The sequence below is a fragment of the Segatella copri genome (assembly GCF_026015465.1).
Taxonomy (GTDB): Bacteria; Bacteroidota; Bacteroidia; order Bacteroidales; family Bacteroidaceae; genus Prevotella; species Prevotella copri_E.
The window spans coordinates 946,511-971,247 of the sequence record NZ_JAPDUQ010000002.1 but is presented as its reverse complement, the minus strand read 5'-3'; the positions used below and the strand labels follow the sequence as shown (position 1 = coordinate 971,247).

Below are 24,737 nucleotides of genomic sequence, written 5' to 3'. Positions count from 1 at the left end.
TAAAATTAAGAGTTTCGAAGTGCCATTAACAGATTATTAAGCTGGTTTTCATCCTGTATCAGTACCTCACGAGGCTTGCTGCCCTGTGCTGCACCTACGATGCCTGCAGCTTCCATCTGGTCCATTAATCGTCCTGCACGGTTATAGCCGATACTGAACCGGCGCTGGATCATGCTGGTAGAACCCTGCTGTGAAAGAACAATCGCATGGGCTGCCTCTTCGAAGAACGGATCCAGTTCGCGGGCACTGATGCTGCCGCTTCCACCTGCGCTTCCTTCATCATTAGCTGGTTCTGGCAACTCCATAGGTTCGATAGGGCCAGGCTGTTCGCAGATATACTCGTTGATGCGCTCGATTTCAGGTGTATCAACAAAGGCACACTGTACACGTACAGGTTCGTTGCCGCAGAGATAGAGCATATCACCACGACCAATCAGCTGGTTGGCTCCTGTACGGTCAAGAATGGTCTTTGAGTCGATGGCAGATGTAACCTTAAAGGCGATACGGCCAGGGAAGTTAGCCTTGATATTACCCGTGATGATGCTGGTTGTAGGACGCTGGGTGGCAATAATCATGTGGATACCCACGGCACGTGCCAGCTGGGCGATACGGGCAATAGGAAGTTCTACTTCTTTGCCGGCTGTCATGATCAGATCACCGAACTCATCTATAATCACCACGATGTATGGCATATACTCATGTCCATCTGTCAACTTCAACTTGTGGTTGATATACTTCTGGTTGTATTCTTTGATGTTACGTGCTCCTGCCTTTTTGAGCAAGTCGTAACGGCTATCCATCAGTACACACAGACTGTTCAGGGTTCTAACCACCTTGGTTACGTCGGTTATGATAGGTTCTTCCTCATCAGGAACCGCAGCCATAAACTTATTGGCAATACGGGAGTAGACGCTAAACTCCACCTTCTTAGGGTCGATGAGAACCAGTTTGAGTTCGTTTGGATGTTTCTTGTATAATAAAGAAGTGATGATGGCATTCAAACCTACAGATTTACCTTGTCCGGTAGCACCCGCAACAAGCAGGTGAGGAATCTTTGCCAAATCAACCATAAACACTTCGTTGGTAATGGTCTTACCCAAAGCGATAGGTAACTCCATCTTGGTTTCCTGGAATTTCTTTGAGTTTAAAGTACTTTCCATACTAACGATGTTCGCCTTTGCGTTAGGTACCTCAATACCGATGGTTCCCTTACCTGGGATAGGAGCGATGATACGGATGCCGAGAGCTGCCAGACTCAAGGCAATGTCATCTTCCAGATTCTTGATCTTAGAGATACGTACGCCTTCTGCAGGCTGGATTTCGTAGAGTGTGATGGTAGGACCAACCGTAGCACGGATGGTTTTGATCTGTACGCCAAAGTTGCCCAGCACCTCGATGATGCGGTTTTTGTTGGCGCGCTGCTCTTCCTCATCGATGGATACGCCGTCATCCTCATACTTCTTCAGAAGGTTGAGTACCGGATATTTATATCTGGTGAACGGCTCCTTCGGATTGATTGGAGTATTCAGTACTTCTGCATTGCTCAAGGTGTTGCCTGTAGCCTTCTCGTCGGCTGTGGCTACAGAGATGTCCATACCTATATGCTCAGAAGCTGCAGCAGCCTCGGCAGCTTGCTTTTCCAATGCTTCCTGTTCAGCCCGTTTTGTACGGAGTTCGCGCTGACGTGCAATGAGTGACATATTCTCGTTCTGCGTGCCGTTGGCTATAGCGATGGTTTCATCTTTGTCTGTATCACCTTCTGTTCCTGTAGCTTCCTGTCCGTCTGCCTCTGACTCAACAGACGTAGAAGGTGTGTCCGGGTTTGCGAAAGTCTGGTCCGGATCCAGATTCAGGTCGATGACTTTGGCAGGTTCTTCTTCCTTATATTCTTCTTTCTCATCCTCTGTGCCAGGACCATATGCTGCGTTGGCGTATACCTCGTCGATAGCTTCCGTATCTTTCCTGTTCTTTCCATGGTTAGTAATCTCAAATTTCACCTTATTTGATATATAATCGATAGGGTTGAGTGCTTTTCTGATAACCGTAATAGTTTCAGTGGTGAGATAGGTGAGGAATGCTACCGCCACGAAGAAAAGAATGGCAGTAAGTCCTGGAGGACCCATGATGTTCTCCAGATTCTGCACGACAAAGAGTCCGTGCTTTCCGCCCGGATTGAAGATGAGGCTTGGCATGATAGGTGCGATGAACTTGGCAAAGGTTACCGACATCCATAGTATGATCACAATCATGCAGAAGAACCATTTCCACAGGTTCAGCTTGTAGGCATGCATCATCTGCAATCCCACCATGATGACAAAGAATGGGAGCAAGAAGGCTGGAAATCCGAAATTGATGACAATGAGCCAATAGGATACAATGGCTCCCCAGGATCCGCAGTAGTTCTGAAACTGTTTTTCCGTGTTGGTCCATTCGCCCGGCTTCAGATTTTCGAGCAAACTCTGGTCATTGGCTCCTGTGTTGAGAAAGGAGATCATAGCGATGATGATAACCACAGCAATAACTACCAAGGCTAATCCAATGAAAAAGTCGGTGATAGTATTGTTGAAAATATACTGTAAACCAATAGCTTCGCTAAAAGTTTTGGTCTTTTTTTCAGTTCTTTTTTTAGCCATTTTATATATTTTTGAATAATTTATCTGCAAAATTAGCGAAAATAATTGAGAAAACAATTCTTTTTCTCATCTTTTTTTTCTAATTTTGCAACTTGTAAAGAATAAAAAGTATAATGAAGATTATTTTCACTAGTTTCGACAAGGCGGCAATCACGAATTTGCCAAGAGCTTTGTTTCCTGGCAAAATCGTAGTCGTTGACAAGCCTGAAGATACAGAAGCGGCTGTTAATGACCTACTTAGCCATTATATACTGGGCGTGGATACTGAAACGCGCCCATCATTCAAGCGTGGTCAGGCTTACCATGTTTCGTTGTTGCAGGTGAGTACACATGATACATGTTATCTCTTCCGCCTGCATCATACGGGCATGACTCCTGCCATCATTCGCTTGCTCGAAGATACCACCGTGCCAAAAGTAGGACTTTCCTGGCACGATGACTTGCTGCAGCTCCATAAGCGAGCTGCTTTTAAGGCTGGTTACTTTATCGAGTTGCAGGATGTTGCAAAGAACTTTGGTATCGCAGACATGAGTCTGCAGAAACTGTATGCTAACCTGTTTCACCAGAAAATCAGCAAGGCGCAACGGTTGAGCAATTGGGAGGCTAGCGATTTGAAGGAATCGCAGGCTCTCTATGCAGCTACAGATGCCTGGTGCTGCATTAATCTGTATGAGGAATTTAAGCGTTTGTCTGCTACAGGCGATTACGAGCTCGATGAACTCAGGGTATGATATAAGGTGGTAAGGAATAGAAATTGATAATCGTAAGAAACTTCATATATAAATATGTATAAAAGCGTATATTTAAAGAAAGGTAAGGAAGAATCGCTCAAGCGTTTTCATCCATGGATCTTCTCGGGTGCTATCCAGACAATGGATGAGGGCATAGAGGAGGGCGACATTGTGAGAGTGTTTACCCGTAGTGGTGAATTCATTGCTATAGGTCATTATCAGATCGGTTCTATCGCTGTACGTGTTCTTTCTTTTAGAGATATTGAGATTGGTGAGGAGTACTGGTGTGCCAGATTGGATTCGGCATATAAGATGAGACTCGCTTTGGGTATTGCCGGTAATTCATCCAATACTACTTATCGCTTGGTCCATGGTGAGGGCGATAACTTGCCGGGACTTGTTATCGACTGCTATGGTCCTACTGCTGTCATGCAGGCTCATAGTGTGGGTATGCATGTTTGCCGCATGGAGATAGCCAAAGCCTTGAAGAAGGTGATGGGCGAAGCACTGGAGAATATCTACTATAAGAGTGAGACAACCTTACCATATAAGGCTGACCTCAGACAGGAAAATGGCTTTATACTGGGAGGTGATGCTGACGATGTTGCTGTAGAGAATGGACTGAAATTCCATATCGACTGGTTGCGTGGTCAGAAAACGGGTTTCTTCGTAGATCAGCGTGAGAACCGTTCGCTGCTCGAGCATTATGCCAAGGGTAAGAGCGTGCTCAACATGTTCTGCTATACCGGCGGTTTTTCTGTTTATGCGATGAGAGGCGAGGCTAAGGCTGTTCATTCCGTAGACAGCAGTGCCAAGGCGATAGAATTGACCAATGAGAATATTGCGCTCAATTTCCCTGGAGATGCACGCCATGAAGCATTCTGCGAAGATGCCTTCAAGTATCTTGATGAACATGACCAGCAGTATGATCTGATTGTTCTTGATCCTCCTGCTTTTGCCAAGCACCGTGCGGCTTTACGCAATGCGTTGAAGGGCTATACCCGCCTGAACGTAAAGGGCTTGCAGCGTATTAAGAAGGGCGGCATCCTTTTTACCTTCAGTTGCTCTCAGGTGGTTACGAAGGATCAGTTCCGCAATGCTGTGTTTACTGCTGCAGCGCAGGCTGGAAGAAAGGTTCGCATCTTGCACCAGTTGCACCAGCCTGCCGACCATCCTATCAATATTTATCATCCGGAAGGTGAATATTTGAAGGGATTGGTTCTCTATGTAGAATAACAAATGATTAAAGGATAGATAATGAATAAGTTCAAAACGTTTACAGCCTTGATGCTCTTGCTGGCTATAGGATTTGCAGGATGTGGCAAGTCGGAAGCGGAACGTCATCGCTTGAGCAAGAAGGAAAAGGCTAGATTGGATAGCCTAGACCGTGCTGCGCTGAAGATAGCGGTGATGCCAACAATGGACTGCCTGCCAATCTTTCTGGCATGTGATGACAGTATCTTCCAGCAGCAAGGTGTAGACGTACATTTGCGTAGATATACTGCACAAATGGATTGTGATACTGCTATCGAGCGCAAGCGCGTAGAGGGAGCCGTGACCGATCTGATTCGTGCACATCATATAGAGAAACGGGGTACTGCTTTGGCGTACCCTATTTCTACCAATCTTTATTGGCAGTTTATCACCAATAAGCGTTCGCGTATATCCGAACTGAAACAGCTGTCAGATAAGATGGTGGCAATGACCCGCTACTCTGCAACTGATTATCTGGCTACTTTAGCAATCGATAGCGGTAAGCCTAAATATGATGCTTATAAGGTTCAAATCAACGATTTGAACATCCGTCTGCGTATGTTGCTTAACAACGAGATGGATGCCATGTTGCTGCCAGAACCTCAAGCAACCAAAGCCCGACTTGAACAGCATGTAAAACTCTTTGACAGCAGAGATAAGAACTTGCAGTTAGGTGTTGTGGCTTTCCGCAAGAAAATACTTTCAGAGCCGCGCCGTAAAGACCAAGTTGCCAAGTTTATCAAGGCGTATAATATTGCTGTTGATAGCATAAACAGCCGTGGGGTACAGCATTATGCAAGTATCATCACAAAATATACGGGCGCCGATGCTAAAACCATCAGTAATCTTCCAAAACTTAAATATGAACACGCTATGGAACCAAGACGTCGTGATTTGGCTGTAGCACAAAAATAAACGGCTTATGAAAAGAGAAGATTTTTGCTGGACAAAGTTTTCGCATGAACATGTTACTACTATATCCAGAATTGAGGCTATTCGCAAGATAATTGACCAGGAAGTGGGGCTCGAATCGTGTCAGCCTGGAATTGCGGAAATTGAAAAAAGATATGATGATTTGTATCATGATTATATAGACGGCAAGCTTAAACACCGAGAGCTTTATAATCTTGCTCAAACTTTAGATCTTGATACTGATAATTTCTTTGGTAAAGTGCGTCACGCTTGGATTTTGGCAAATGAGCCTACGTTTGTTGCACTTAACAAAAGAGCCCTAAAACTGACAAGTTTTGATGAGGTACAGGAAACCTTTGAGAAATTTGCCACAGATGAAGCTATGCTTAATCTGAAAGTTGGCTTTTCTGAAGAACAGATAGACGAGGAAAGACAAAAGATACAAGAGCAGCTTAATGCTTATCGCAATATGGTGTTTTCTTATATTATGGTGACTGATGATTGGAATGAGGATTTCATTTTGGCGATTCGTAGTATCATTGATTCCGATTTGGTAGATCCATACACCATCAATATGATAGTTTCGGCAGTCTCCTTGTCTTGCTCTGTATTCATGGTTCCTGAAAAAATCGGACTCTTGCTTCGCTTGTTTAAGTCTGCCGGCAGTTGTAGTGTTCGTGAACGCGCCTTTGTGGGTTTTGTTTTCTCCGTGATAACCAATCCGGCTGAAAGTGATGCGTGTTGGCGAGCAGCTGCCGCCACGGTCACAGATGATGTTTTATTGGCCGCCTGCGTTGATCTCCAGCGTCAGATGCGTCTATGCCTTACTAGTAAAAAGGATAGCAAGGAGATGATGCATTCTGTAGTGAAGACCATGTTCTCCACTTTTACCCAAGATTTGGCAGAAAAACTGAAAGATAGGGGTAAGGTGGGACTTGATGAATTTACTGCAGATGGTGAAGATCCGGAAGAGGCTATTCAAGGAGCCTTTAACTATATGTTGAACTCAGAAGATATTGGAGTTGATGTGTATTATCATCAGTTTGCCAATCAGAAGTGTTTCGGTCATTTCCATTCACTCTATAACTGGTTTGTTCCTTTCTATGTACGTAATTCTACGCTCAAGAGTGTACGGGGGGTGATGAATCAGCATCGCAATTTCGTCAATAATCTCCTGAAAGGTGCATCTATGTGTGATACTGACCTGTATAGCGTCATTCTTTCATTGAATAATACATCTAAGGAATTTATTAAATCATTGGATGTTGCCCCGGAAAATATGGTGTCTGGTCCTGTTTTTTATGACGAAGAAGATGAGGTGGAAAAAGAGCAGAATACCGAAGAGTCAGTAGAGGATGAGACTGATTCTACAGAAGCAAAGGATTCAGAAAATGTCACACTGCTTGATTCGGTAATGGAACATGAAGAGAATCTCTCTGAAGAGAAAAAGAAGAAACGTGCCATTAGGGTTCGTCATCGCTATGTGCAGGACCTCTACCGATTCTATACTCTCTCTCCAATGAGGAAGGCATTTGATAATCCTTTCGAAGTGCAGAAGGAAATACCATTCATGACAACGGGACTGTTTGCTAAACCGGAATATGACAAGTATCGCCTGTCGCTGGCCCGTTTCTCAGCCAAGAGAGGCGATTTTGCCTTTGTCAGCAGGATTTTGCGTAATCTGTCGCAATATACAGAAGAAGAGCAAATGATGCTTGCGCTGGCATACTATTCGGAGAAAAATTATAGCGATGCGCTTGATTACGTCTGTGACATCTTGGAGGTAAACTCAAAATATAAGGCAGCCTATGAGCTGAAGTTAAAAATAGAAGAGAAATGTGAAGATGAAAATGCATTTTCTACTTTGGATGAAATAATCAAGTTGGAGACTGACAAGGATAAGCAGTTTAAACTCCAGTTGAAAAAGATAGATCTTTCATTGAAATTTCATCGTTTTAATGAGGCGTTGCAATTGGCTTTCCTGTTAGATGAACAGCATCCTAAGGAGGAACAGATAGAATGCAGACTGGCTTTCTCTTTGCTCTTTACAGATTCTGAAGGCGATAAGAACATAGACAGAGCAATGGCTCTGATTGAACCTTATATTCAGAAGTGTCAGGAAGATGAAATGAAAAAGCTGTTGCAGGCTGATCTGAAAGACATAGATCAGGAACATGTTGAGCAGATGTTCATGAAGATGTTATCTACAATGATGAAAAAAGTTTCTCACTCAGTGGATCACAGATGGGAGTCTATGAAATACTTCTATTACGGTCTCTGCATTCTGGTGAAAGAGGGAGGAGCTGTTGCTGTCAGCTATTTCGATGAAGCGGCAAATTACGCTGCCTGTTTTGGAGGAGATGTGGATGAATATGGACTGCTCGAGATGGGAGAATGGCTTGATAAGCGTGGTATAGCACCTATAGAATTGGAATTTATGACAAAAAAGGTTACCGAGGAAAGGAAAAATAATAAAGATGGCGGAGAATAATAAAAATAAGAATAAGGTACAGATAGATCCAACCTACGCCCATTTGCAGCCGCAGGCTGTGAATGTGGAGCAGGCGGTACTGGGTGCCTTGATGATAGATTCTGATGCCTTTTCGGTGGTGTCGGAGTTGCTCAAGCCGGATACTTTTTATGACCCGCGTCATAAGAGAATATATCAGGCTATCCAGGTGATGAACATGGAGGAACGGCCTGTAGATATCATGACTCTTGCCGATCAGTTAGCCAAGACTGGCGAATTGGATAAGGTGGGAGGAGCACAATATCTCATGGATATTTCTGCAGGCATGGCTTCGGCTGCCCATGTAGAGTCGCATGCCCGTATCCTGGCGCAGAAATATATGCAGCGCCAGCTGATTCATTATGCCGGCGACATCGAGACGATGGCGTATGAAGAAGGTGTGGATGTGGATGAACTGATGCAGAAAGCTGAAGGTGAACTCTTCCAGCTTTCGCAGAACAATATGAAGCAGGATTATACACAGATTGATCCGGTTGTAAAGGAGGCCGTTGCTATCTTGCAGCGCGCTGCTCAAAACTCGGGTGGTCTTACCGGTATTCCTACGGGTTATCGTGGGTTGGATGATATGACATCAGGTTGGCAACCGTCCGACCTTGTGATTATCGCCGGTCGTCCTGCCATGGGTAAGACTTCCTTTGCATTGAGTATTGCCAAGAATGTGGCGGTAGATTATAATGTGCCTATCGGATTCTTCTCTCTGGAAATGAATAACGTTCAGTTGGTGAACCGACTCATCTCGAATGTTTGCGAGATTTCGGGTAAAAAAATACTGAACGGACAATTGGAACAGCCAGAATGGGAGCGGTTGGATAAAAAACTGAGAAAACTGACAGGTGCACCTATTTATATTGATGATACGCCTGGTCTTTCTGTTTTCGAACTCCGTACCAAGGCGCGCCGACTGGTAAGGGAAAAGGGTGTTAAACTGTTGATGATCGACTATCTCCAGCTGATGAATGCCAATGGTATGAAGTTTGGTAGCCGTCAGGAGGAGGTATCTACCATCTCCCGTTCGCTCAAAGGTATTGCCAAAGAGCTGAATATTCCTGTGCTTGCTCTTTCGCAGCTCTCCCGTAATGTAGAGAACCGTGAGGGTTTGGAAGGAAAGCGACCTCAGTTGAGTGACCTCCGTGAATCCGGTGCCATCGAGCAGGATGCCGATATGGTGCTTTTCGTTCACCGCCCGGAATATTATCACATCTATCAGGATGAAAAGGGTAATGACCTTCATGGTATGGCACAGATTATCATTGCCAAGCACCGTAAGGGCTCTGTTGGAGATGTTCTCCTGAACTTCCGTGGAGAATTTACCCGATTCCAGGATCCGCAGGATGCTGCAGCAGCACCTGTCGAAGAAGGTGGTGAGATTGTAGGCTCTAGGATGAATGGCGGAGGGCAGGATGGTAGTCCGCTACCACCGCCGCCTGCAGAGAATCTGCCTTTCTAAGGTTAGAGTTTGTCAATTTTTTCACTCAAAAACTGGCTTTTTCGCCAAATTCTTGCGCAGAATTAACGTTTTTGGGTGAAAAAACCATAGGGTTATAGGAATTTGTTATCATTTCTATTAAAAAAGTTATAAATTGTTTGCTAGTATCAAATAAAAGTGTTACCTTTGCATGCGAATTTAAGAATATAACATAATAAGATAGATATGAGAACAACATTGTTGAACATTACAAGCATTATTATTCGACTTCGACTGCAGTTTGTGGGCGGAAGTGATAAGGTGTGCGTATAGTTCATCGCTTAAGATATTAAAAGCCTTTCTACACTTCCGTCTATGGAGTGGGGGAAGGCTTTTTACTTTATCTGATGCTTCTGCACGGATTGCTATATAAACGTAGTGCGTTCTGAATGTGTAGCTCTTATATATATAATAAGGTGTAAATTTAAAATTTTAAAGATATGAGTGACAGATTATACATTTTCGACACGACCCTCCGCGATGGCGAACAGGTTCCTGGATGTCAGTTGAACACAGTTGAGAAGATTCAGGTGGCAAAGCAACTGGAGCAGTTGGGCGTGGATGTAATTGAGGCTGGATTTCCAATATCAAGTCCGGGCGACTTCAGTTCAGTGGTAGAAATCTCTAAGGCTGTAACCTGGCCTACTATTTGTGCACTTACCCGTGCCGTAGAAAAAGATATTGATTGTGCTGCTGAGGCTTTGCAGTATGCCAAGCATAAGAGAATCCATACCGGTATCGGTACCAGCGACAGTCATATCAAGTATAAGTTCAATTCTACCCGCGAGGAAATTATCGAACGTGCTGTAGCTGCTGTCAAGTATGCTAAAAAGTATGTTGAGGACGTTGAGTTCTATGCTGAGGATGCAGGCCGTACCGATAATGAGTATCTGGCTCGTGTCGTAGAGGCTGTTGTCAAGGCGGGTGCTACTGTAGTGAACATTCCTGATACTACAGGTTATTGTCTGCCTGATGAATATGGTGACAAAATCAAGTATCTCATGGAGCATGTTGATGGCATTGACAAGGCACGCCTTTCTACCCACTGTCATAACGACCTCGGTATGGCTACTGCCAATACCCTGCAGGGTGTTTTGAATGGTGCACGCCAGGTTGAGGTTACCATCAATGGTATCGGTGAGCGTGCAGGTAATACTTCGCTCGAAGAGATTGCCATGATTCTGAAGTGTCACAAGCATATCAATATTGATACCAATATCAATACCACCAAGATTATTCCTACCTCACGCATGGTGAGCAGTCTGATGAATATGCCTGTCCAGCCAAACAAGGCTATCGTGGGTCGCAATGCATTTGCTCATTCTTCCGGTATCCATCAGGATGGTGTCTTGAAGAATGTTCAGACTTACGAAATCATTGATCCTAAGGATGTGGGATTGGATGACAATGCTATCGTTCTGACAGCCCGTTCTGGTCGTGCTGCATTGAAGTACCGTCTCCATGTCAATGGTGTAGAGATTAATGATGAGGAGAAGCTCGACAAGATTTACAAGAAGTTCCTCCAGTTGGCTGATAAGAAGAAGGAAGTTACCGATGAGGATGTTTTGATGCTTGCCGGTGCTGATTCTGCTGATAAGCATGGTGTTCAGCTCGACTGGTTGCAGGTTACTACAGGTAAGGGCGTGAAGAGCGTGGCAAGTATAGGTCTTGATATTGCAGGTCAGAAGTTTGAGGCTGCATCATCTGGTAATGGTCCGGTAGATGCTGCTATCAATGCTCTCAAGAAGGTCATCACCAAGGAGATGAACCTCAAGGAGTTCACCATCCAGGCTATCGACAAGGGCTCTGATGATGTGGGCAAGGTTCACATGCAGGTGGAATACGATGGTCATGTATATTATGGTTTCGGTGCAGATACCGACATCGTTACGGCTTCTGTTGAGGCTTACATTGATTGTATTAACAAGTTTAAGATTAGATAAACATATATATAACAAGAGATATTATGAATACATTATTCGACAAGATTTGGGACAAGCACGTTGTCCAGATTGTTCCGGACGGTCCTACACAGCTTTACATCGACCGTCTCTACTGTCACGAAGTAACATCACCTCAGGCATTCGCTGGTATGCGAGCACGCGGACTCAAGATGTTCCGTCCAGACCAGATTTTCTGTATGCCTGACCACAATACTCCAACTCACGATCAGGATAAACCAATCGAGGATCCTATCTCAAAGAAGCAGGTAGATACCTTGGCAAAGAATACCGCTGATTTCGGTGTTACTCACTTTGCCATGAACACAAAGGATAATGGTATCATCCACGTGGTAGGTCCAGAGAAGGGTCTTTCTCTTCCTGGTATGACTATTGTCTGCGGCGACTCTCATACTTCTACCCATGGTGCCATGGGTGCCGTAGCTTTCGGTATCGGTACTTCTGAGGTCGAGATGGTGATGGCTTCACAATGTATTCTCCAGAGCAAGCCAAAGTCTATGCGTATCAGCATCAACGGCAAGCTCGGCAAGGGTGTTACTGCCAAGGACGTTGCTCTCTATCTGATGAGCCAGCTTACTACTTCAGGTGCTACCGGTTACTTCGTTGAGTACAGTGGCGATGTAGTGAAGGATATGTCTATGGAAGGTCGTCTTACCCTCTGTAACCTCTCTATCGAGATGGGTGCCCGTGGTGGTTTCGTAGCTCCTGATGAGACAACATTCGAGTACATCAAGGGTCGTGAATATGCACCTAAGGGTGAAGAGTGGGACAAGGCTGTGGCTTACTGGAAGACCTTGAAGAGTGGCGATGATGCTGTATTCGACAAAGAGTTGACTTTCGAGGCAAAGGATATCGAACCACGTATCACCTATGGTACCAACCCAGGTATGGGTATCGGCATTACCGGGAATATCCCAACTCTCGATGAGATTCCTGAGGAAGAGCAGGCTGGTTTCAAGAAGAGCCTCAACTACATGGGCTTCCAGCCAGGCGAGAAACTCGAGGGTCATCCTATCGATTATGTATTCTTGGGCGCATGTACCAATGGTCGTATTGAAGACTTCCGTGCTTTCGCTTCTCTTGTTAAAGGAAAAAAGAAGGCAGATGGCGTAACTGCTTGGCTTGTACCAGGTTCATGGTTGGTTGATAAACAAATACGTGAAGAGGGAATTGATAAGATTGTTGAGGCTGCCGGCTTCGAAATCCGTCAGCCTGGATGCTCTGCCTGCCTGGCAATGAACGATGATAAGATTCCTGCAGGCAAGTACTCTGTAAGTACATCCAACCGTAACTTCGAGGGTCGTCAGGGACCAGGTTCCCGCACCATCCTTGCCAGTCCATACGTAGCAGCAGCTGCCGCTATTACAGGTAAGATTACCGACCCAAGAGAGTTTATGTAAATAGTGATTAATGATTAGTGATTAGTGATTAGTTGGGCTTCGCCTTATAACTGTCAGTCACGATCCAATCAAGTAAACACTAAACATTAAAAATTAAACATTACAACAACGATGAAACAGAAATTCAATGTAATTACATCAAGCTGCATTCCTCTTCCTTTGGAGAATGTAGATACAGACCAGATCATCCCAGCCCGTTTCCTCAAGGCCATCGACAAGGAGGGTATGGGCGACAACCTCTTCCGCGACTGGCGTTATAATGCCGACGGAACTCCAAAGCCAGACTTCGTGATGAACGACCCATCTTACAGTGGTGTCATTCTCGTAGCTGGCAAGAACTTCGGCTCCGGTTCTTCCCGTGAGCACGCTGCCTGGGCTATCGCTGGTGCAGGCTTCCGTGTTGTTATCAGCTCTTTCTTTGCTGATATCCACAAGAACAACGAGTTGAACAACCTCGTATTGCCAGTAGTAGTAAGCGAGGAATTCCTGAAGGAACTCTTCGAGAGCATCGACAAGGATCACAAGACAGAGGTGAAGGTAGATCTTCCTAACCAGACCGTGACCAATCTTGCTACCGGCAAGAGCGAGCACTTCGAAATCAACGGCTACAAGAAACACTGTTTGGAGAATGGTTTGGACGATGTAGACTTCCTCGTTCAGAACCGCGACAAGGTTGAGGCTTGGGAAGCTAAAAACAAGTAATTATGAACGTTAACGCAAAGAGAGATAATTCCCGCATCAAGGAGATTGAGATCATGGACTGCACGCTGCGCGACGGCGAGCAGACCAATGGTGTCAGTTTCCTTCCTCACGAGAAGTTGATGATAGCAAGAATGCTGTTGCACGACATCAATGTAGATCGCATTGAGGTGGCTTCAGCGCGTGTGTCAGAAGGTGAAAAGGATGCTGTCGCTCGAATTTGCCGTTATGCTAAGACTATAGGTAAACTGGATTCCGTTGAGGTATTGGGATTCGTGGATAACAACAAGAGTGTGGATTGGATTGCTGAATGCGGCGGTCATGTCATCAACCTCTTGGCTAAGGGTAGCTACAAGCACTGCACCCAGCAACTCAAGATGTCGCCAGAGGAGCATCTCGCTCATATCAAGCAGACTATCGACTATGCTTTGAGCAAGGGATTCACCGTGAATCTCTACTTGGAGGACTGGTCGAGCGGTATGCGTGACAGTCGTGACTATCTCTTCATGATGATGGATGAGTTGGTAAAACTGCCTATCAAGCGCTTCCTTCTTCCTGATACGTTGGGTATTCTGAACCCATTGCAGTGTGTGGAGTATATGCGTCAGATGGTGCGCCGTTATCCGAATTCTCACTTCGATTTCCATGCCCATAACGACTACGATCTGGCTGTGAGCAACTCGCTGGCTGCCGTATTGAGCGGCGCCAAGGGTCTTCACGTTACCGTGAATGGTCTGGGTGAGCGTTGTGGCAATGCACCATTGGCAAGTGTTCAGGTGATTCTGAAAGACATGTTCGAGGCAAAGACCAATATTAAGGAAGACCGTCTGAACGATATTTCCCGATTGGTTGAAGGATATAGTGGCATTGCCGTGGCTCCGAATACTCCGGTAGTAGGAGACAACGTCTTTACCCAGGTAGCTGGTGTGCATGCCGATGGTGACAACAAGGACAAGCTTTATTGCAACGACCTGGTACCTGAGCGTTTCGGCAGACATCGTGAGTATGCGTTGGGTAAGAACTCTGGTAAGGCGAATATCGTTCAGAACCTCAATGAACTGGGATTGGAACTGACGCCTGAGCAGACCAAGGCGGTGACCAAGCGAATCACAGAACTCGGCGACCGCAAGGAACTGGTAACCCAGGACGACCTGCCATACATCGTGAGTGATGTATTGAAGCATGGAGCTCCAGAGGATAAGGTGAAACTAGTAAGTTACATGGTATCAACCTCATACGGTTTGAAGCCTATAGCCAGCGTGAAGGTAGAAATCGATGGCAAGGAGTATGAAGACCAGAGCTCCGGTGATGGTCAGTATGATGCTTTCGTGAAAGCCCTCCGCAATATCTACAAGGTGAAGCTCGGCAAGACCTTCCCTAAGCTCGACAACTATCAGGTAACCATCCCACCTGGTGGTCGTACCGATGCCCTCGTTCAGACCGTCATTACCTGGCGTGAAGGTGACCGTATCTGGCGCACCCGAGGCTTGGATGCTGACCAGACAGAAGCAGCTATCAAGGCAACGCTGAAGATGATTAATATGTATGAGGCAGATAAGAGCGATGATCAGGCTGTATCGCCTCGAAATCTGGATATGGAATAATATCTCCGAAGATTACGAAATTATCTCCGAAGATTATGAAAATATCTCCGAAGGTTACAGAATTATCTCCGAAGGTTATAAACAATAAAACAATTAAAAAATCAAATAAGATGAAATTAAACATTGCAGTTCTCGCCGGTGATGGTATCGGACCAGAGATTATGAAGCAGGGCGTAGCAGTTATGCAGGCCATTGCAGAGAAGTTCAACCACGAGTTTACTTACAATGAGGCTATCTGCGGCGCTCACGCTATTGACGAGGTAGGTGATCCATTCCCAGAGGAGACCTTCAAGACTTGTATGGATGCTGATGCTGTACTCTTCGCAGCCGTTGGTGACCCACGTTTCGACAACAACCCTACAGCCAAGGTTCGTCCTGAGCAGGGCTTGCTCGCTATGCGTAAGAAGTTGGGCCTCTTCGCCAATGTCCGCCCAGTGGCTACATTCGATTGCCTGCTCCACAAGTCACCATTGAAGGATGAACTCCTGAAAGGTGCTGACTTTGTAGTTATCCGCGAGTTGACTGGCGGTATGTACTTCGGTGAGAAGTATCAGGATAACGATAAGGCATACGATACAGATATCTATACCCGTCCTGAGATTGAGCGCATCTTGAAGGTAGCTTTCGAGTTTGCCATGAAGCGCAACAAGCACCTCACCGTGGTAGATAAGGCAAATGTATTGGCATCTTCTCGTCTCTGGCGCCAGATTGCCAAGGAGATGGAGCCACAGTATCCTGAGGTAAACACCGATTATATGTTCATCGACAACGCTTCTATGCGCGTATTGACTGAGCCTACATTCTTCGATGTTATCGTTACAGAGAATACCTTCGGCGATATCCTGACCGATGAGACTTCTTGCATCACCGGTTCTATGGGCTTGCAGCCATCTAGCTCTCTCGGTGAGCACACACCATTGTTCGAGCCTGTTCATGGTTCATGGCCACAGGCAGCTGGCAAGAACCTGGCTAACCCAGTAGCTCAGATTCTTTCTGCAGCTATGTTGTTGGAGCACTTCGGCTTGAACGAGGAGGGTGCCTTGATCCGCAAGGCAGTAGATGCTTCTCTCGATGCCAATGTCCGCACACCTGAAATTCAGGTTGAGGGTGGTGCTCACTATGGCACAACTGAGGTTGGCGCATGGATTGTTAACTGGATTAAGAATGCTTAATCTGTAAATGGATTTTTCGGCGCTGGGTGAATTTTCTATCCAGATGCTTTATAGATAAAAGCCTTAAGAGGAGTGTTTCTTTCTCTTAAGGCTTTTCTTGTTTATTGTCCTGTCTTTCTGAAATTTAGTTCTTTTTGTAAACTCAAATAAGTTTTATAGTTTTTTATTTGGCAGTTTGCAAAAGTCTTCTTAACTTTGCACCATGAAAAGTTTTTATACATTATTATTGGCATCGATCGTTTCTTTGTCTGTATCTGCGCAGAACGTAGATGCCGACAAAGCACGTGCTGCTCAGAATAAAGCCTTGCGCGATTCACTCTCCAAGGCTACAGAAGTGCTTGCATATCATCCCGACAGCATCGATCTGCGACTGAAAAAGGCTGCTTGGAATATACAGCTGGAGCAGTGGCAATATGCCAAGGATGATCTTGATAAGGTACTCTTTCTGAACAATACCAGTATCGCCGGTTTGTTCTATCGTGCCTTTGTCAATGAGAAGTTGCTCCGTTATAACTTTGCACGTCTCGATTATCAGAATCTTCTGGTACTTGTTCCTGGCAATTTCCAGGCGCAACTCGGTCTGGCTTTGCTCAATGAGAAAGATAAGCATTATACCGAGGCATACGACGGCATCAATAGCTTGATAGAGCAATACCCTGATAGTGCGATGGCTTATGCTGCAAGAGGTGGCATGGAGAAGGAGAGGGGAATGCTTGAATTGGCTGAGTTTGATTACGCTAAGGCAATGGAACTGGATGCAGGTAACGAGGATTTTGCTTTCAATCATGTTGACATTCTGATTCAGCTAGGAAGAAAAGACGAAGCCTATCGTGATTTGAAGAAACTGCTCGATGCCGGTTGTCAGCCTGGTCGTTTGCAAGGTTTCTATGCAAGGTTGAAAAAGAAGAAAAAGTAGTATTTAAGAGTTATAAAAAAGAGTTTTTAAAGATAATAAGACAAGAATGCATAAAATTATTCCCTATATCCTGGCTGCCTGTTGTCTCTTTATGGTGGCATCCTGCGATACCGTCTTCGATGTTCATCCGTATGATGTGCAAATCGATGGGGCAAGAAATCTGAATGTTACCAATATTCAGAAGATTGAGGCTGCTGTAAAGTCGAAAGATACCATCCGTTTTGCTATGATCAGCGATTCACACCAGTGGTTGGATGATTTGAAGAGTGAGGTTAATGATATCAATCGCCGCAGTGATTCCCTCGATTTCGTGATTCATTGTGGAGACCTTACCGACTTTGGTGCTACCCGTGAGTTTCAGTGGACCCGTGACCATCTTCAGAAACTGAAGATTCCATACGTGGCTCTGCTGGGTAATCATGACTGTTTGGGAACAGGTAACCAGGCTTATGAGAAAATCTTTGGTAATCCGGATTTCAGTTTCATCGCCGGTAAGGTAAAGTTTGTCTGTCTCAATACCAATGCCATAGAGTTTGACTATTCCCGCCCTGTACCTAATTTCGATTTCATGGAAGAGCAGGTTAAGGCAGATGCAGATGACTTTTCGCGTACCATTGTCTGTATGCATGCTGCCCCTTATTCAGAGCAGTTTAATAATAATGTGGCTAAGGTCTTCAATTTTTATACGCATCAGTTCCCAGGTTTGATGTGCTGTCTTTACGGTCATGGTCATCATACCAAGCAAGAAGATATTTATGGCGATGGCATCATCTATTATCAGGTGGCTAATGCCGCTAAGCATCAATACTATATATTCACCATTACTCCAACAGATTATCGTTATGAAATTATTGAGTTTTAAGCATATATTCATTCTGGGAGCTTTGCTTGCTGCAGGTTCTGTACAGGTTCATGCTGCCGATGAGGTTACCGGGAAAAGTGAGGAGTTGGAACTGAAGGATAGTATCGTTCATGATACTCTGGTGTTGGCGGATGGCAAACTGACCCGATATGACCGCCGCATTATGCGTTACCGTAAGCATTGGGATTTGCTGATACCTACTAGTGGCATCATTCAGACCTGTGGTAATATGGGTATTGTTTCGCTGGGTATCGGATGGGAATATGGTAAGCATCGCCAATGGGAAACGCAGCTCTTGTTTGGCTACGTCCCAAAGTTTAGTTCTAACGATGAAAAGTATACCATGACGCTCAAGGAAAATTTCATTCCTTGGCGTCGTAATATCGGTAAGGGCTGGTGGTTTGAACCGCTGGAGTGCAGCCTGTATTTCAATACGGTGTTCGGACATGATTTCTGGACTAAGCAGCCTACCAAGTATGAAAGCGGCTACTATCCGTTTTCTACCCGCATCCGTCCTAATATAGCCTTGGGTGAGCGGTTTAAGTATGATATTCCGCACAATAAACGTAAGCGTATCAAGAGTATCACGTTTTTCTATGAGTTGGGTACAACAGATATCTACTTTATGTGTTTCTACCGTAATGGCAATGCCAGTTTCTGGGATGTCTTCGGCCTCTCTATCGGTGCCAAGGTGCAGTACCTTTAAACCAAGAACTGGTTGATGAGTTTGCTTACTCTGATGATATCTTCATCGTTGAGCGATGAGTTGCAAGGCAGACTCAGTTCTTCGTCAGCTATTCTCTTGGCTACCGGAAATTCCAGATGATTCATTTCCGGATAACATGGCTGTAGATAGGGTGGGCGGAAGTAATGAATCTTTGTGCCGACCCCATTCTCTGCCAGGAAAGCTTTCAGTTGGTCTCGTTTCCGGGTAAGGAAAGGGAAGACGTGGAAAACATTTTCATGAGCAGGAGAGAGGAGTTTCGCAGCGATGCATCTGTCCTTGATATCGTCATCCAGATGCTCCAGGTATAGCTGTATCTGTCTGTATCTCGCTTTCTGTTCGTTCTCAGGATATTGCAGTTTCACATTCAGTACCGCAGCCTGAATCTCATCCATGCGCGAGTTTACGCCCTGGTATCTGAAGACGCCGTCTTCTATCTTTCCATATTCGTGTAGTGACATGATGGCTTCCGCCAATTCCCTGTTATTGGTAGTTACAGCTCCCGCATCTCCCAATGCTCCCAGATTCTTGCTAGGATAAAAACTGTGGGCGGCAGCATCCGAAAGATTTCCGGTATATCTTCTTTTCGATGGTTTTTCAGAAGAATCAGATAGAGTAGTGGAGCATCCGAATCCCTGCGCATTGTCTTCGAAAAGCAAGAGATGATGCTTCTTGCAGATTTCAGCAATCTTCGGAGTCCATGCCAGTTTGCCATAGAGATGAACAATCATGATGGCTTTGGTCTTCGGTGTGATTCGGGCTTCTATCAGTTGGTCATCTATCTGTAATGTATCGATATTGGCATCCACCAATACAGGTGTCAGTCCTACGCTGCTGATGGCAAGTACGGTAGCGAAATAAGTGTTGGCAGGCACAATCACTTCATCACCTTTCTGCATCTTTCCGATAGCCAGTTCGCCCATCAGCATCAGTTTGAGCGCATCCGTCCCATTAGCGCAGCTGATGCAGTATTCAGTACCGATAAACTGTGCATACGATTTCTCAAACCTTTTTACGGCTTCACCTTGCAGATACCATCCGCTGTTGACCACCTTGTTGATAGCATCCTTTATCTCCTTCTCGTATGGTTTATTGATAGCCTTCAGGTCGAGATAAGATATCTTCTTTACTTCTGTTTCCATTGTTTCTTATGTGATGATTTATACCAAGTGATAAAACTTGTTTCTATAAATAAAAACGGATGTTTTGCGGTATTTATTATATGGGGAGCTATAAAAAAGACAAGAGCAGCTATCTTCTCAGACAACTGCTCTACATTCAATAGGTATTAGTTTTCTTTAAGGTAAAAAGATTGTATTCAGGATAACGTTTGCAAAGGTACTAAAAAAAACTGAAACAAAAAAATAAAATGGCAACAAAATTACCATCAACTTAAAAAAAAGTTTTAAAAACCATTACGGAGTCTTTTCTATTTGTACGAGAAAACAGAGTTTTATATAAATATTGCCAAATAAAAAGCTGTGAAATGGAAAAACTGTCACGAAACCGTCTTTTTCCCTTTCACAGCGTTCGATGTCAAAAATCTTTTGCCAAACAGGATGTTCATCATTGTTTTGATTCGATTTGCTCTCTATACAAATGGTTACCATCAATATATAGTCAATATGCTATGTTGGGTATGATTCTTCCCAACAGTTAGATAAGGTGTCTTCCAACTCCAAATTCTTCTGCAACTTGCGAGAATCGGATATATTTTTCAGTCCTTATCATTTAAAAGATTTTAAAAAGCAGTAATTATCGTTTACGAGTTCCCACTGTGGGAACTCTCATTTATTTTATTTTATGTATCTTTGCACCGTGTGACACAGATTAGAACCTTATTACCTACTTTGGAGGCGTCGCGACAAAAACAGTAATTTGTGGATCTCTACTTCCGAAAGCCAACGGAGGCGGAGACAGGAGAGATTATGCCCATAGCAAGAGAGCTATACAGAGCATTCTTTGCTCAGTGTTCACGGTGACACGGTGACACGAGTTTTTCTACATTTCGCCTCGCACGCGGGCAGGCAGGAAAAATCAGGCCGAAAGTTCCTGCCTGCCCGCGCGAGAGTAAATCTTCAGAATTCCCTGTCACCTCTGTCACCCTGTCACCCAGAAGTCGGTTGTTTCCGAGACGGAAATCAAAGACTTACGATGCAAAAGTCAGTTACTTGCGATATGAAAGTCAGGGACTTATGATGCAAAAGTCAGTAGCTTGCGAAGCGAATTACAGCGATACCTGTAACCACGCTAACATGGTGGTATCATTTGGGTGCTCTAATCACTATATGGCTGTGGTAATTAAGAAAAGTTGAAAATGTTTGGCTGTTTCATATAAAAGGCGTATATTTGCAGAAAAAAGAGACAAGATGACGCAACTGAATAGAAAATTGCCTTTAGGCATACAGGAGTTTGAAGTGATGCGTAGAGATCATTATATCTATGCTGATAAGACCGATATGGTCTGGAAACTGGCTAATGGTACTAAATACAATTACCTGAGCCGTCCACGCCGTTTCGGTAAGTCTCTTTTGTGTTCTACACTTAAGTGTTATTTTGAGGGTAGAAAGGAACTCTTTGAAGGTCTCAAAATGATGGAACTTGAAACGGAGTGGGTTAAACGTCCTGTTATCTATTTCAGTATGAGTTTGGGTGGTTCTTCTGCACAGGCGCTTACAGAATATTTGAACAATGTATTGTCTTCATACGAGAAGATATATGGCAGAAATCCGGATGAGCAGTCTTTAGGTAATCGTTTAAATGGTATCATTCAGAGAGCATACGAACAGGCAGGAGTACAGATAGCCATTATAGTAGATGAGTATGATGCTCCTTTGCTGCATACCTATGAAACCGTTCATCATGATGCGTGTCGTGAGATATACCGCAATTTCTTTACAGGATTGAAGGACTATGGTTACTGCATCAAGTGCGTCTTTATTACTAGCATTACCAAGTTTACCCAAATCAGTATGTTTGGTATGCTTAATACGTTAGTCAATATCAGTTTTCGTAATGAGTACGCTGCGATATGCGGTTTCACCAAAGATGAAGTCATTTGTAATTTCTCAGAACATCTATCAGAATTGGCAGATAACAATGCTATCACGAAGAGTGCCCTTATGGATACAATGAGTTCTATCTATGGTGGCTATCATTTCTCACGTGGTCTTATTGGTGTTTACAATTCTTTTAGTGTATGTAATGCCTTGGCTAATCTGCGTCTAAATTCTTATTGGATAGCTTCTGGTTCCAACGAAATGTTGCTCAAGGTCTTGCGGAAATTCATCAACGAGATTCCTGAACAGGATAATTGTTTGATAGATTCTGACTATTTGGAAATGAGTGATGTCAATATGGATGATCCAAAGCTCTTCCTTTATCAGTCCGGTTACCTTACCATCAAGAAGGTGGTTGGTAGCAGCTATATGTTAGGCTATCCTAACCGAGAAGTACGAAATGCGATGTTTGGTATGATTCTTCCGATAATGTTGCATAAGGAGTCTTCGCAAGTAAGCAATGCTATTCAAGAATTAAAGATATCGATGCTAGCTGCTAATATTGATAGGAGTATGCTTTGTCTTAAGCAGTTGGTTGCTGGTACTCCTTACAGTACCCAAAAGAAGGAAAACTTTGTTTTTGAGGAGCATTTCCGTTTTATTCTGAAAAATATTTTCTATCTCTGTGGCTTTAAGGTCTCAGAGGAACAGCAGATGTCTGCAGGTAGAATAGATTTGGTGGTTGAAACTTCAGAAAATATCTACATTTTAGAGCTTAAGATGTCTGATAATGGTGGTGTAGTTTCTGCCTCACATCAAATCGCTTCTCGTCATTATGCTGATGCCTATGCTGCTTCTTCCAAACCAGTTATCTCACTTGCGCTTGAATTTGAAGAGAGTAGGGTCTGATAGCTTGGAAGAAATCATGATGGAGGATAGGGATTAATATATTGGTTGGGGTACTAGATTTTTTTACTAATTGACATTCATCGCAAGAAAGACGGACTCAGAGTACAGACAGTTTGGCTCTTGGATTTCTTGACAGACTTAAAAACTTGGACAGTGTTACCCCAAAATCGGGTAAAACAGACTCAGTTAAAGAACGGAGAATTGGATACCTTATATAATAATACTCAAAAAGCATTGGGCGCAGTGTGTACTTCCTATGCTTTTTGAGTATATAGTGTTACTTGTTTATAGCCATGTCTGCCATGAGCCAGTCGCTGTCGGGGCGAGTGATTAGTCGAGCATTATTGTACGCCATCTGCAACGTGAAGATAGTACGACCTTCATAGTTGTTTACTCCCTCTTCGGGCTTGTAAACATGATTACAAACCAATGCCACATCAATTCGTTTCTTGTCCTCGAGTGCCAATGGTAAGAGTAACTGCAGCTTTTTTGCTGTAGGATAGTAAACTGGTATGGCAGTTTTGTAGTTCCATGCTACGCGTGCCAGAGCCACTGTTACAGCATTGCGAAAACGAGTAGTAATAAACTGTTTCCAATCATCGTCAGCATAGATGGCATCAGTCATGCTGCGATAGTACTTTTCGCGATTTTGCTTAGGCAGTGCCAAAGGGTTATCTACAAATGAGAAACAGTCTTCATATCCTTTCTTGATGAAACCTATGGGCAGTCGTGATATGTTATCTTTCAAGAAATGCTCCCAATCTAGTGTCGGTTCTGTAGCTCGTGTATCGTAAAGCAGTTCACGAGGATCATTGAAGTACGATGCACGCTCAGGGCGATAAGCAAAGCTAGACATTATCTTCTGCTGAGAAGAGTTGGCAGTATTGAATCCCATGAATATCCAAGGCTGAGTGATAGTGGCCGTACGACCATCGTTGCGCATGAAATAGGCATAGATGGGATCATAAATATTATCTACAAGTCCAGTATTCCAAACAGCATATAGTTGATTTTCAAGAATTTTAAATCGTGGCTGTCTTTTATCTTTAGCAGCCGCCTCTTTCTCCAATTTGTCTTCGTATTGAAGACGCTGAAAGGTAAACGAGAGATAATTCTTTAGGATTGGTCTATTTTGTTTGTCTGCATCGTCATAATACCATCGTTCTTCAAGGGCAAGGTTTACTGCCAGAGAGTTGACTGCAGCATCCCATCCTTTTAATCCTGGTATATCCTTAGGTCGTGGGAAGTAAGCATACGTGTCAAGTTCAGCTCCAAGATAACTGCCTTGCTTGGGTTTGAAGGTGACACGTGTGGCAGTAGGTCTAGTAAGATCCTCTCGCCCTACCATTTTAAGATCGCGTACTTGCACGGGCGCTTCGTGTTTAGAGATATCCCCCTGACGGAACTCAATACGTTCACAAAACAGGCAGCGGACCACTTCACGAATGTTGAGGAACCCCATGGCCTCATATTCTGCACGATTAATTTTCTGACCGAAAATGGCGAACGGAACCCAACCATCTGCATCACATGTTATAGTCTTGAATACACCCTCAATCTTCTTTTTCATCTTGCTAATGTACTTGAGTCTGTTGGGTGCAATACGGAATGCAAGAAACACATCATCGGTGTCTTGGGGTTTGTAGTTAGGTTCATACTTAGCATCGGGATAGTTGACCTTGATGAACTCCTCTACATCAATCGTCTTTTCACTACGTTCAGCAACCAATTCACTGAAGCGATTTACAAATTCACTGAACTTTACAAAGTTGCCAGCGAGAGTTGGAGTCTGAGCGTAAGCACCCTCCAATAGTGCTCTAAAATTTGGATTTTGTTCCATTTTTATATAATTTAAAAAATTATTAAATAAGGCTATTGACTAAAAGTCTTTTAGCCGTATACATATAAATTTGATTTTATCAAAAAGTATACCAGCCATCAGATTGGTTTGATGTTTGTGTTTTTT

General features: G+C 44.1%; 17 protein-coding genes. 14 read left to right on the top strand and 3 right to left on the bottom strand.

All coding sequences use genetic code 11. The annotated features are described in order from the left end of the window. Nucleotides 1-5 precede the first annotated feature (5 nt). A complete protein-coding gene (locus ONT08_RS11160; RefSeq protein WP_254974716.1) occupies nucleotides 6-2,633 on the bottom strand; it encodes an FtsK/SpoIIIE family DNA translocase in 2,628 nt (875 codons plus the stop codon). Nucleotides 2,634-2,743: 110 nt separating this feature from the next. Here ONT08_RS11160 and ONT08_RS11155 point away from each other — a divergent pair, with 110 nt between their 5' ends. The 13 genes from ONT08_RS11155 (at nucleotide 2,744) to ONT08_RS11095 (ending at nucleotide 18,845) form a co-directional block, all read left to right on the top strand. Further along, nucleotides 2,744-3,364, top strand: a complete 621-nt coding sequence (locus ONT08_RS11155; protein ID WP_117586623.1) for a 3'-5' exonuclease — start codon at nucleotides 2,744-2,746, stop codon at nucleotides 3,362-3,364. Between the two features lie 54 nt (nucleotides 3,365-3,418). Continuing rightward, the gene (locus ONT08_RS11150; protein WP_117586622.1) at nucleotides 3,419-4,600 is read left to right on the top strand and encodes a class I SAM-dependent rRNA methyltransferase; all 1,182 of its coding nucleotides are present in this window, start codon (nucleotides 3,419-3,421) and stop codon (nucleotides 4,598-4,600) included. Nucleotides 4,601-4,621: 21 nt separating this feature from the next. Then, a complete protein-coding gene (locus tag ONT08_RS11145; RefSeq protein ID WP_264959938.1) occupies nucleotides 4,622-5,533 on the top strand; it encodes an ABC transporter substrate-binding protein in 912 nt (303 codons plus the stop codon). Between the two features lie 7 nt (nucleotides 5,534-5,540). Continuing rightward, nucleotides 5,541-8,021, top strand: a complete 2,481-nt coding sequence (locus ONT08_RS11140; RefSeq protein ID WP_119235915.1) for a tetratricopeptide repeat protein — start codon at nucleotides 5,541-5,543, stop codon at nucleotides 8,019-8,021. After that, a complete protein-coding gene (dnaB, locus tag ONT08_RS11135) occupies nucleotides 8,008-9,507 on the top strand; it encodes a replicative DNA helicase (RefSeq protein ID WP_254974714.1) in 1,500 nt (499 codons plus the stop codon). The genes ONT08_RS11140 and dnaB overlap by 14 nt, the downstream gene beginning before the upstream one ends. 458 nt (nucleotides 9,508-9,965) lie before the next feature. After that, the gene (locus ONT08_RS11130) at nucleotides 9,966-11,468 is read left to right on the top strand and encodes a 2-isopropylmalate synthase (protein WP_264959937.1); all 1,503 of its coding nucleotides are present in this window, start codon (nucleotides 9,966-9,968) and stop codon (nucleotides 11,466-11,468) included. A 23-nt stretch (nucleotides 11,469-11,491) separates the two neighbouring features. Then, nucleotides 11,492-12,886 (top strand): 3-isopropylmalate dehydratase large subunit, encoded by a 1,395-nt coding sequence (gene leuC, locus ONT08_RS11125; RefSeq protein WP_119235914.1) that lies wholly within the window; start codon nucleotides 11,492-11,494, stop codon nucleotides 12,884-12,886. Between the two features lie 111 nt (nucleotides 12,887-12,997). Further along, on the top strand, nucleotides 12,998-13,588 hold the full coding sequence (leuD, locus tag ONT08_RS11120) for a 3-isopropylmalate dehydratase small subunit (protein ID WP_006846819.1): 591 nt from the start codon (nucleotides 12,998-13,000) through the stop codon (nucleotides 13,586-13,588). A gap of 2 nt (nucleotides 13,589-13,590) precedes the next feature. Further along, nucleotides 13,591-15,189, top strand: coding sequence for an alpha-isopropylmalate synthase regulatory domain-containing protein (locus tag ONT08_RS11115; RefSeq protein WP_117586617.1), 1,599 nt, complete (start codon nucleotides 13,591-13,593; stop codon nucleotides 15,187-15,189). A 110-nt stretch (nucleotides 15,190-15,299) separates the two neighbouring features. Next, nucleotides 15,300-16,361, top strand: coding sequence for a 3-isopropylmalate dehydrogenase (gene leuB / locus ONT08_RS11110; protein WP_117693074.1), 1,062 nt, complete (start codon nucleotides 15,300-15,302; stop codon nucleotides 16,359-16,361). Nucleotides 16,362-16,563: 202 nt separating this feature from the next. Beyond that, complete coding sequence (locus ONT08_RS11105; protein WP_117586616.1) at nucleotides 16,564-17,277, top strand: hypothetical protein; 714 nt, start codon at nucleotides 16,564-16,566, stop codon at nucleotides 17,275-17,277. Between the two features lie 46 nt (nucleotides 17,278-17,323). Beyond that, the gene (locus ONT08_RS11100; protein WP_264959936.1) at nucleotides 17,324-18,139 is read left to right on the top strand and encodes a metallophosphoesterase family protein; all 816 of its coding nucleotides are present in this window, start codon (nucleotides 17,324-17,326) and stop codon (nucleotides 18,137-18,139) included. After that, nucleotides 18,120-18,845 (top strand): hypothetical protein, encoded by a 726-nt coding sequence (locus ONT08_RS11095; protein ID WP_118200611.1) that lies wholly within the window; start codon nucleotides 18,120-18,122, stop codon nucleotides 18,843-18,845. The genes ONT08_RS11100 and ONT08_RS11095 overlap by 20 nt, the downstream gene beginning before the upstream one ends. Here ONT08_RS11095 and ONT08_RS11090 read toward each other — a convergent pair. Continuing rightward, nucleotides 18,842-20,005, bottom strand: coding sequence for a DegT/DnrJ/EryC1/StrS family aminotransferase (locus tag ONT08_RS11090; RefSeq protein WP_264959935.1), 1,164 nt, complete (start codon nucleotides 20,003-20,005; stop codon nucleotides 18,842-18,844). The genes ONT08_RS11095 and ONT08_RS11090 overlap by 4 nt on opposite strands. 1,227 nt (nucleotides 20,006-21,232) lie before the next feature. On the opposite strand from ONT08_RS11090, the gene ONT08_RS11085 reads away from it, so the two are divergent. After that, nucleotides 21,233-22,771 (top strand): ATP-binding protein, encoded by a 1,539-nt coding sequence (locus ONT08_RS11085; protein ID WP_264959934.1) that lies wholly within the window; start codon nucleotides 21,233-21,235, stop codon nucleotides 22,769-22,771. Nucleotides 22,772-23,048: 277 nt separating this feature from the next. Here ONT08_RS11085 and ONT08_RS11080 read toward each other — a convergent pair whose 3' ends face one another. After that, on the bottom strand, nucleotides 23,049-24,611 hold the full coding sequence (locus ONT08_RS11080; RefSeq protein ID WP_264959933.1) for a DUF3825 domain-containing protein: 1,563 nt from the start codon (nucleotides 24,609-24,611) through the stop codon (nucleotides 23,049-23,051). Nucleotides 24,612-24,737: the final 126 nt, after the last annotated feature.

Coding starts and splice junctions, on each gene's coding strand:
- ONT08_RS11160 (WP_254974716.1), bottom strand. CDS start 2,633: ATGGCTAAAAAAAGAACTGAAAAAAAGACCAAAACTTTTAGCGAAGCT.
- ONT08_RS11150 (WP_117586622.1), top strand. CDS start 3,419: ATGTATAAAAGCGTATATTTAAAGAAAGGTAAGGAAGAATCGCTCAAG.
- ONT08_RS11145 (WP_264959938.1), top strand. CDS start 4,622: ATGAATAAGTTCAAAACGTTTACAGCCTTGATGCTCTTGCTGGCTATA.
- ONT08_RS11140 (WP_119235915.1), top strand. CDS start 5,541: ATGAAAAGAGAAGATTTTTGCTGGACAAAGTTTTCGCATGAACATGTT.
- dnaB (WP_254974714.1), top strand. CDS start 8,008: ATGGCGGAGAATAATAAAAATAAGAATAAGGTACAGATAGATCCAACC.
- ONT08_RS11130 (WP_264959937.1), top strand. CDS start 9,966: ATGAGTGACAGATTATACATTTTCGACACGACCCTCCGCGATGGCGAA.
- leuC (WP_119235914.1), top strand. CDS start 11,492: ATGAATACATTATTCGACAAGATTTGGGACAAGCACGTTGTCCAGATT.
- leuD (WP_006846819.1), top strand. CDS start 12,998: ATGAAACAGAAATTCAATGTAATTACATCAAGCTGCATTCCTCTTCCT.
- ONT08_RS11115 (WP_117586617.1), top strand. CDS start 13,591: ATGAACGTTAACGCAAAGAGAGATAATTCCCGCATCAAGGAGATTGAG.
- leuB (WP_117693074.1), top strand. CDS start 15,300: ATGAAATTAAACATTGCAGTTCTCGCCGGTGATGGTATCGGACCAGAG.
- ONT08_RS11105 (WP_117586616.1), top strand. CDS start 16,564: ATGAAAAGTTTTTATACATTATTATTGGCATCGATCGTTTCTTTGTCT.
- ONT08_RS11100 (WP_264959936.1), top strand. CDS start 17,324: ATGCATAAAATTATTCCCTATATCCTGGCTGCCTGTTGTCTCTTTATG.
- ONT08_RS11095 (WP_118200611.1), top strand. CDS start 18,120: ATGAAATTATTGAGTTTTAAGCATATATTCATTCTGGGAGCTTTGCTT.
- ONT08_RS11090 (WP_264959935.1), bottom strand. CDS start 20,005: ATGGAAACAGAAGTAAAGAAGATATCTTATCTCGACCTGAAGGCTATC.
- ONT08_RS11085 (WP_264959934.1), top strand. CDS start 21,233: ATGACGCAACTGAATAGAAAATTGCCTTTAGGCATACAGGAGTTTGAA.
- ONT08_RS11080 (WP_264959933.1), bottom strand. CDS start 24,611: ATGGAACAAAATCCAAATTTTAGAGCACTATTGGAGGGTGCTTACGCT.